We start from the raw sequence: 6,663 nt of genomic DNA, 5'->3' as shown, positions 1-6,663 counted from the left end.
CGAGATCCTGGTATTAAAATTGTTGAAATAAATAAATCTGCTTCTTTAATCGTTCGCTCTAGATTTTCAGTATTAGATTCAATTATATTTACTTCTTCTGTTGCGTATTGCTTTCTTAAATATGCAATTCTTTCTTGATTAACCTCTAGGATTGTAACACTACATCCAATTCCAATTGCCATATCACAGGCATTAGTTGCAGCATTTCCTCCACCTAAAATAACTACATTTCCGGCAGGAATTCCCTCAATACCTGATAATAAAATCCCTTCTCCTTGATGTTGTTTTTCTAAATAATATGCTCCCATGAATACAGCACGACGCCCAGCAATTGCACTCATTGGCTTTAATAATGTCAAAACACCATCTTCACTAATTGTTTCTCCTGCAATTGCAGTAGTACCAGCATTTCTCATTGCTTCTACACACTCTTTCGACGCAGCCAGATGTAAAAAACCCCAGATTATAAGATCTTTTTTAAAGTAACGATATTCTTCAGGTAATGGTTCTTTTACTTTAACTACCATATCGACTTCCCAAGCTTCTCTTTGTACTACTAAATTTGCACCTGCGCCTGTATATTCATCATTTGTATATCCTGATCCAATACCTGCGTCTTTTTCTACTAAGATTTGATGCCCTTCTTCAACTAACTTCCGAACATTTTCAGGGGTCATTCCTACACGTGCTTCTCCCTTTTTTATCTCTTTAACTACTCCAATTCTCACTTCTAACACATCCTTTTATAAGCAATATAATACCTAGGATTAAAAAAGTAATACATGAATTTACCAAACTTATTATGTCCATTCATGTTATTTTTATCGCCTAACTAGCTTTTAAGGTAGAAAACATCCAATATCAATTATCATATGTTATTGATGAGAGACGAATCGTTAAGAAATAGATTCCGAAAAATACTTCTATTACTACAAAAGCTTTTTAACCATTTAGTGTTATAGAAATACCACTAAGGAGTGTATATACTGAAATTGTTGCGATAACAGCATTGCTACTTGTATTAATAACAGAAACTGTATTAGAATTCACATTGGCAAAATAATATATGAACTCATTCAGTCAATGATGACCTAATAAACGTAGATGTAAATTAAGAAACCTCTTTAGAAAGAAAAACCTAATTAGGGACTGTTACTGTGCTTTTACAGCAAGGCTATTCAAGAAATTACTAATTGAAGAAGCTTGAAAAATACGTAGGCTAAAAGAGCTGATATTATAATACTTTTCAGTAATTATAAGTATTGATGGAAAGAATTTAGATTCTTTTGGCTGCCAAGATTCGTTATGCCATTCCTGACTGTGGAAGTATAATTCATACCTATTTATTTTATCTTGCATAACTTTTTTGCTGTAAACTGACTTCTGGACTTCAATGAAAAATGGAGATCTACGCCAAATTGTAAATGCATCAGGTTCCATGAATTCTTTACCATACTTTGGCTCCACTTTAAACAGTTTAGGTTTTTCATAATAGATAAGCTGTTTATACACATCTAATATGCCTAGAAAGTGGGGAATCTTTTGGCTAGTTTTGCGAAGTGTGCTGGATTGAGGGAAGTAAATGTATGGCTGTTGCGAGATATTGGCATTCACATGACCATCTCTTCTTAATCGCTTCATCACCGTATTACAGCATGTAACCGCGTTCTTTAATCCTTGAAAATGCAAATCAATAATGTCATCACGAGACATACATCTAAAACGCTTCAAATTGTTTAGTATGGCTTTGTCTCTATTCCTCATAATCTAACACCCCGAATAATTGATTTTCTTCTTGTGGTAGGTTTTGCAACTTTATATTCTCTTTCGGAACGCGATAAGGTTCAACTATCTTCTTGGCTTTACTTAATTCTAAATAAGGAGATTGTACTTTCTTTAATCCATTTAACTTTAATATCATTTGGCCAGATTGCTCCAAGCGTTCTGAACCAGGAGTACCCATAATATTACTATTAATTGTACTATCACATTTAAAGCCCATTCTAACCGTCATATTGAGCTTTAGCTTACCATCCAACACTTTTGCATCAGGTCGTTGCATACTTAGCATTAAAAAAACTCCAAGTGCCCTTCCGACTGCCGATATTTTTTCAACTATAGACATACATTCCTTTTCATCTTGCAACATAACCACTTCGTCGATAGCAAGTAAGATATATGGTTTCTGATTATCAGGATTTAATTTGTTGTATTCGTCAATATGATCTACTTCATACTCTTCCATCAATTTTCTACGTTCGCGTATTTCCTTCCACACTTTCTGCGGCATAATCTTCATTTCTATTTCTTCCATGCAAACCTCTTTTACGTGTTTCACCCTTCGCAAGAAATGAAATTCGGAATTCTTCAAATCGCCCAGGTACAAATGTAATTTATCAGGAGACATATATTGAATAAGTGTAGACAGTACAACGCGTACCATACTACTTTTCCCGCTCCCCGTCTCTCCTGCAATTAGAAGATGCGGCGTGTTTGAAGCAATCATGTCATACGTAATCATATTTCCAAATTGGTCACGCCCCACAATTACAGGAAGATGATGTTGTATAAGTAATGGCTGCCACTTCTTATAACTGTAATTGTATGCTTGTAGCCCAGCATCCGAATGAAACACATTAAGTACAAATCTTTTAATATCACCTTCAATTGCTACATTACGCCCTAATATTTGTTGAAAGCAAAACCACTTCTTTTCAATGGTTTTCGGATCTAATCCGTTTGGAATGGTAAATATGTATCGAACCTTTTCTTTTGAGGAAGAAATATCATGTATCTTCGGGTAAATGGGTACTTTCCCACCTCGTGTTTGATGATCTACATATAAACCTGCCTTTACAAACACCTCTATAAGTCGATTCTTCAAAGTTTGTTTATGAAGCCAATCCTTTAAAATCCCCATGTAATTTCCTCCTTAAAACATCACCACAATTTGAATGAATACATAACCAATGAAACAAACTCCACCTATCCTTATACCATGATATATTCCCTCTCTTACAAGTTTCGCTGCTGCAACATAATCGTTTTTTACAAGATGCTTTTCTAACAGCGCCCCTCCAATTGTCGTTACTCCTAAAGCTCCTAAAGAGATAAATGTAGTTAACATATAAATTTCCCCTTTATAAACAGAATTTTGAATGTCGATGATACATGGACTTACAAACTTAGAAGTTTGGTAGAGGTATCTTGATAGCTACTTTGGTAGCAACCTTGATACATCTTATTGTGAATAGCTTGTACAATATGCAAATTTTTCTGTGCAATTGCGTATAGTTTTTTGCATTTCGGACAAGGATGATTAAAAAAGATTATGGAGGAGATTAACGTGTGGGGTAGAGGTATTGGGAGACATAGAACAAAGCTAGCTAAATTTTTAGCTAGCTACAATTACTCAATTCAGGATTTTTCTAAAGCTAGTAAGGTAAACAGAAATACATTAGGTCAACTGTGTAATGACAAGGATTATGTGCCATCACCAAATACAATGCAGAAAATAATGAAGATAGTTAGAAAACATGATTCTCGAAAACAAGTAACTGACTTTTGGCATATATAAAGAGAATAATCTCTTTATATATTATTCTTTATGCAAGCTTGATATTGATTTTTATAGGGAAACTGTAGCGATTCCTTATAGGTATTCCCTTACTGCCCTCTCTTTCTCCAATAAATCTTAATTTATTTTTGGTAGTGGCAGATTGTTTTCTTTTATTAAATCATAAATAAATTTTTCTAGTACACTTTCAGCTGCTTCTCGCATTTGATTTGATGTTGAATCATTAAACACCTTTTCTATCTCTCTAAGTAGCTGTTTTAAAGAATGATTGTCCTTGCTATTTTCAAGGAATTCCTCACCTAATCCTTGAACAAAAGTACTAATAACAATTACCTTTTCCAATTTAGTTAGTTCCATCTCTATGCCTCCTAATCAGCTTATCATTCTCATCAAACATGACATCACCTCTAATTAATAAAGAGTTACCAAAAGTCTTGGTGTTATGACAAGATATGCATAGATATTTTCGAGTCTCATGATTTAAGGGTTATATATATCCTGTGACCTAATCTTAATGATATGCTCAGGAACTTTCCTAAATCGTATATTTTTCATAATAGACAAGTAAAAGTCTATAAAAGTATTCTTTTAAATTCAAATCACATGTTTATTAGAGTCTATAAATCCACAATAGAGGTAAAAAATGAATTTATAGCTTCGTATTTTTTGGACAAATTTACCGGCTGAATTAACAGAAACTTTGTGTTACTCTGAACTTGTTGAATATCCCAATACATTCAACAATGCTCAAAATTGCATATTTACTATGCAACCATCCACCCAGGTACCTTAGTTAATACTTCTCCCTAATTGTCGTTATTGCTAAGGTATCTTTTTAGATGCCCTGTGTACAGTTTTTTTCTCTCAGTGATAAAGCTATTTCCCACTTGATATAATCAATTTTTTCAGTACATTTTCTTAACAAAATTTAGATTTGGTATTTTTACTACCATTTACTTTATATACAGTTTTTAAGTTTTCCCCTTACAATTTTGAAATCTTCTGCTAAAATCTAAACATATTTTTGAGACCACTAAACGAATATATAAAAATTAAGTAAAAGACTTTTATATCATTTTAAATGGTTGCCATAAAGATAAGGCAAATATCCAAGTAGGATCTCCATTTCCTTGATAGCTTTGAACCGCTTCATAAAATTTCCCTTGATACTCTACTTTATCGCTCTTTGTATATGCCTTCTTTGGATCCCATTTTTCATAAGATACATTTTGATCTTTTGTTTTAATTGGAAGAATATCACTTTGAATCGATGTATTTCCAGTTGCATCTACAGCCCTCACTGCATATTTATATTCCTTATTAGCTGTTAAGTTTTGATCAGTAAACGTCGTTCCTTGTACCGTTTGAATCAATTGTCCATCACGTAACACTTGATATTCTTTTACACCCACATTGTCTGTAGAAGGATTCCATTTTAGCTCTACACTGTCTGATGCAACATTGCTTGCATATAATCCTTGTGGCTGTGTTGGAGCTTCTGTGTCCGGTTTCGGATTAACAATTTGATTTACTTTCTTCAGACCATCCTTTGTAACTTCATATATTACTTTTTTATCAAAGCTTTCGCGTTTATTATTATCCAGATTTGTTAATGTCGCCCTCTCTCCACCTTCTAGGTGTGTAAGTTCAATAAAATTGCCTACTTTTACTGGGACTGTTTTTGATTCAGCATTTTGTTGGGTATTCCCATAAATCTCTTTGTTATATACCACTTTACCTGATGTATCCTGTACTTTAATACTTGCATACGTACTATCAAAATAATTGTGTGGTGTACCTGCTATTAAACTAACTTGCAATTCTTCTGTTGATTTATTTAAATCAAGTTTTGCAAATTCAAAATCTCCTATACCCTTCATCGACCATGCAAACCGATCCCCTTCTAAAATGTTTGGAGATTCATTTTTGATTTTCACCTTTTTTTCAACAGTTTGATCAAATATATCTGTTAATACAATTTTTGCATAAGTATTTGTTGGTAATGATATAGATTGACTGATTCCATTTTGGTAAGATTTAATATCATTAATTACGTTAATCGGTTGGCCCGTCATATTTTCATTATTATAAATTTCAATTTTCCCCTTAAATTGAGGTGTACTACTATCTTTTAATTGCCAAGTTATATTTAATTTTTCATTTTCATAATACATAGACTTTACATCATAATCTAGTTTTCCTATTTCAGGTTGGCTAGGTTGATTTAACGTAAATGTTTTTCCTGTTCCAATAGTTGATCGAGAGTCTCCCCCAGCCTTAAACCAAAGATATTCTGAAGTAGCTCCCCCATCCCAATTATTATTCAATGGCTCTTGCCCCTCTATTGATTGAGTATTCCAAGATGTCCATTTTTTATCTGAGATATTTCTTCCATATCCATTTTTTACACGTGCCTCTCTTACATCTTGTCCATTACCAAGCCAGTCTTCTTGAAACAGCGTTTGTCCATAGTTAAATGTAACGTTAGGAACTGGAAAGTCCATAATCCCAATAAGCTTCCATTGGTTTTTTGAAACATCTTTTAACCACTGTCCAAATTTTGTGTGTCCATTCTCTTGCCAAGAACGCATTGTCATGCGATACCAATTATAATTCTTCCAATCATATGTCGTCTGAATTTTAAGACCTGTTCCTTCTCCACCAAAATTACTTGCAACTGATGTAGGGGATACATATTCTGCTTTTATTGCTTCCTTAGAAGAAATAGGATCCCAAACTGCAAAGTGCAAAGTACGCTTTCCATTTTCATCAAAACCGCTTTGTTGTTGGAATCCAGCATACCCACCAGCTTCTCCCCCCTGGTTCCAGTTATGTACAGCCCAATATGTATAAGGTGCTGTTTGAACAGGAGACCAGTCTATGCTAATAATATCTGAAGAAACACTATTTTTAGGTGTAACATAAACTCCTGGAGCAGACGCCGCCTCTATGATAGAAATTGATGATCCAAACATCGAAAACACCGTACTAGCTGCTGTAATTGCTAGGATTTTTTTGACGCCATTTTTTGTTCTTTGATTGAACATAATTTTCCCTCTCCTCTTTCGTTATTAATAACTATTTAA

The 6,663-nt window shown here is 33.7% G+C and carries 8 protein-coding genes; 1 reads left to right on the top strand and 7 read right to left on the bottom strand.

What is annotated here, in order from left to right; translation table 11 throughout:
• The 5 genes from ACQGS6_RS20720 to ACQGS6_RS20700 all read right to left on the bottom strand — a co-directional run.
• The coding region (locus ACQGS6_RS20720) for an alanine dehydrogenase (RefSeq protein ID WP_426965517.1) at positions 1 to 728 on the bottom strand (728 nt) is incomplete at its 3' end.
• 214 nt (positions 729 to 942) lie between these two features.
• Positions 943 to 1,050: a hypothetical protein gene (locus tag ACQGS6_RS20715; protein ID WP_276307927.1), complete on the bottom strand. Its 108-nt coding sequence runs from the start codon at positions 1,048 to 1,050 to the stop codon at positions 943 to 945.
• A gap of 102 nt (positions 1,051 to 1,152) precedes the next feature.
• Positions 1,153 to 1,764 carry a replication-relaxation family protein gene (locus tag ACQGS6_RS20710; RefSeq protein WP_016513387.1) on the bottom strand — a complete coding sequence of 204 codons (612 nt, stop codon included), beginning with the start codon at positions 1,762 to 1,764 and terminating at the stop codon, positions 1,153 to 1,155.
• Positions 1,754 to 2,920, bottom strand: coding sequence for an FtsK/SpoIIIE domain-containing protein (locus ACQGS6_RS20705; protein ID WP_426965516.1), 1,167 nt, complete (start codon positions 2,918 to 2,920; stop codon positions 1,754 to 1,756). The genes ACQGS6_RS20710 and ACQGS6_RS20705 overlap by 11 nt, the downstream gene beginning before the upstream one ends.
• A 12-nt stretch (positions 2,921 to 2,932) precedes the next feature.
• Positions 2,933 to 3,127, bottom strand: a complete 195-nt coding sequence (locus ACQGS6_RS20700) for a hypothetical protein (protein WP_426965515.1) — start codon at positions 3,125 to 3,127, stop codon at positions 2,933 to 2,935.
• Between the two features lie 204 nt (positions 3,128 to 3,331).
• Between ACQGS6_RS20700 and ACQGS6_RS20695 the strand changes: the two genes are divergently transcribed.
• A complete protein-coding gene (locus tag ACQGS6_RS20695; RefSeq protein WP_043308935.1) occupies positions 3,332 to 3,577 on the top strand; it encodes a helix-turn-helix domain-containing protein in 246 nt (81 codons plus the stop codon).
• Between the two features lie 117 nt (positions 3,578 to 3,694).
• Here the strand turns inward: ACQGS6_RS20695 and ACQGS6_RS20690 are convergent, their stop codons facing one another.
• Both ACQGS6_RS20690 and ACQGS6_RS20685 read right to left on the bottom strand, forming a co-directional pair.
• Positions 3,695 to 3,934 (bottom strand): hypothetical protein, encoded by a 240-nt coding sequence (locus tag ACQGS6_RS20690; protein WP_000424047.1) that lies wholly within the window; start codon positions 3,932 to 3,934, stop codon positions 3,695 to 3,697.
• Between the two features lie 710 nt (positions 3,935 to 4,644).
• Positions 4,645 to 6,624, bottom strand: coding sequence for a DUF3472 domain-containing protein (locus ACQGS6_RS20685; RefSeq protein WP_000483136.1), 1,980 nt, complete (start codon positions 6,622 to 6,624; stop codon positions 4,645 to 4,647).
• Positions 6,625 to 6,663 lie beyond the last annotated feature (39 nt).

The organism is Bacillus sp. GMs2/2 (assembly GCF_050172095.1).
Taxonomy (GTDB): Bacteria; Bacillota; Bacilli; order Bacillales; family Bacillaceae_G; genus Bacillus_A; species Bacillus_A cereus.
Note: the sequence above shows the minus strand (reverse complement) of the source record. Positions and strands in the feature narration are given on the sequence as shown.

Excerpts from the sequence above, each read along its gene's own strand:
- ACQGS6_RS20690 (WP_000424047.1), bottom strand. The coding sequence starts at position 3,934 with ATGGAACTAACTAAATTGGAAAAGGTAATTGTTATTAGTACTTTTGTT.
- ACQGS6_RS20695 (WP_043308935.1), top strand. The coding sequence starts at position 3,332 with ATGGAGGAGATTAACGTGTGGGGTAGAGGTATTGGGAGACATAGAACA.
- ACQGS6_RS20705 (WP_426965516.1), bottom strand. The coding sequence starts at position 2,920 with ATGGGGATTTTAAAGGATTGGCTTCATAAACAAACTTTGAAGAATCGA.
- ACQGS6_RS20700 (WP_426965515.1), bottom strand. The coding sequence starts at position 3,127 with ATGTTAACTACATTTATCTCTTTAGGAGCTTTAGGAGTAACGACAATT.
- ACQGS6_RS20710 (WP_016513387.1), bottom strand. The coding sequence starts at position 1,764 with ATGAGGAATAGAGACAAAGCCATACTAAACAATTTGAAGCGTTTTAGA.
- ACQGS6_RS20685 (WP_000483136.1), bottom strand. The coding sequence starts at position 6,624 with ATGTTCAATCAAAGAACAAAAAATGGCGTCAAAAAAATCCTAGCAATT.